This is a genomic window from Robbsia andropogonis (genome assembly GCF_000970345.1).
GTDB lineage: Bacteria > Pseudomonadota > Gammaproteobacteria > Burkholderiales > Burkholderiaceae > Robbsia > Robbsia andropogonis.
The window spans coordinates 1-1,610 of the sequence record NZ_LAQU01000170.1 but is presented as its reverse complement, the minus strand read 5'-3'; the positions used below and the strand labels follow the sequence as shown (position 1 = coordinate 1,610).

Here is a 1,610-nt window from a genome sequence, read left to right as displayed (position 1 = left end):
TGGACAACGTACTAAATGCAATAGGCTCAGACAAAAAAGTTACAGCATCCCCTGGCGGCGAGATTTCGCTCGTCGCACATTTAAAAGAGCGCGTCCTGCAACATTCCTAGCGGTCTTCCGCTCTGTAACGGGCTCGCCCAGCTCACCATAGTAGAAACAAGATTCGAGATGCCCGCACCTCGATCTTCACGTTACTTAAAACAGCATAAGGGCCCAGCGGAAGGTCCAATCATTATCTACGAGGTCACTTGCTGCTGTGCCTCAACGGCCCTGCAGAGAGGGATCGATCCGCTGGGTAAGCTTTGTTCAAAGAACCGCTGATACGGACGGTTCGTTTTAATCATTCCGTGTGCGACTCGCGCCATCTTCGCGCAAACAGCAGTGAGGGCTTTGCGCTTTAAGTCGGCGTTGCCAGGATCGGACTTGATATATCGATCGTATTTATCTTTAAATGAATTCTCACGTAGGCGAACTGCGACAGTGCCTGCCATCCAAAATGCCAAGCGCAGTCTCGCGTTTCCACGTTTGGACAACTGCTCACGACCTCGTGCCGTTCCAGACTGATGCTTGGCCAGATCAAGGCCACAATATTTCAGGAATTGCCGATAATGGCGGAATCGGCGCAAATCACCCGCTTCCGCGAGAATGGTAAGTGCGATGATCGGACCAATACCTGGCAACGTTCGCAAACGTTCGTAGTCGGCATTGTTCAATAATGCCGCTTCGGCACGCTCCTCCAAACTCGTACGCGCTTCGTTGAAGTGCTGAAGTTGCCGAAGTGACAGTCGAAATGTTTCTACGGCTAGGCTGTCTGGGTGATGCGGCAGCGCAGCTGACTGTTGTGACATGTCCCAGATTTCACCTAGTTTTTGGGTCTTCTCGACCTTGCGACCGACAAGGTCCCACGCCGCTTTTACAAACTCTTCTCGCGTCAGCCGTTGCACATGAGCCGGCGTCGGAAATTCCAGCATGAATCGTATCCACCACTCACTGCGGCTGCTGCTCCAGTACTTGTACATCTCCGGAAAGTACAGAGGGACGTGGTGATTGATGATTGAATGCTGAACGCGTGTTCGCAACCTCGATATCTGGAAGTAAGTCTTGGACAGCTCTTGCAGATCATGGTTGCCAGCGATCATCGGGTCAACGTATTGCTGCACGATGCCGTGTTTCAGCATATCCAGAATCACTGAGGCGTCTTTGGGATCATTTTTATCCCATGAGTTGAATTTGGCCTCGCGGTAGCGAGCCTGTGCGACCGAAGACACACTGACAAGATCGACACCGGCCATCAAAAGTCGATGAGCTATTGGGCGGTGGTAATCGCCGGTCGGCTCCAGTGCACCTTTACACCGACCTCCAAGGCTTTGAATGAATTGGATAAGCCGGTCAAAATCCTGAGCGGAGTTTGCCATCTTGAAGCGATGCTTCATACCGGTCGCGGTTTCGATCAACACAGCGTTCCATTGCTTTGCAACATCGATTGCAAGGAAATGCACGTCAGTCGTAGTATTGGAAGTGTCAGCCATCACGGTGTCCTCCTGTGGTCCTCGAGAAACCTAAGGATGCCAGTCACTGGGATTGGCTGACCACCATTCTGCATTTACTAC

At 51.8% G+C, this 1,610-nt stretch carries 1 protein-coding gene; it reads right to left on the bottom strand.

The window, feature by feature from the left end; translation table 11 throughout:
* Window positions 1–236: 236 nt before the first annotated feature.
* The gene (locus tag WM40_RS26840) at window positions 237–1,529 is read right to left on the bottom strand and encodes an IS110 family RNA-guided transposase (RefSeq protein ID WP_046154612.1); all 1,293 of its coding nucleotides are present in this window, start codon (window positions 1,527–1,529) and stop codon (window positions 237–239) included.
* Window positions 1,530–1,610: the final 81 nt, after the last annotated feature.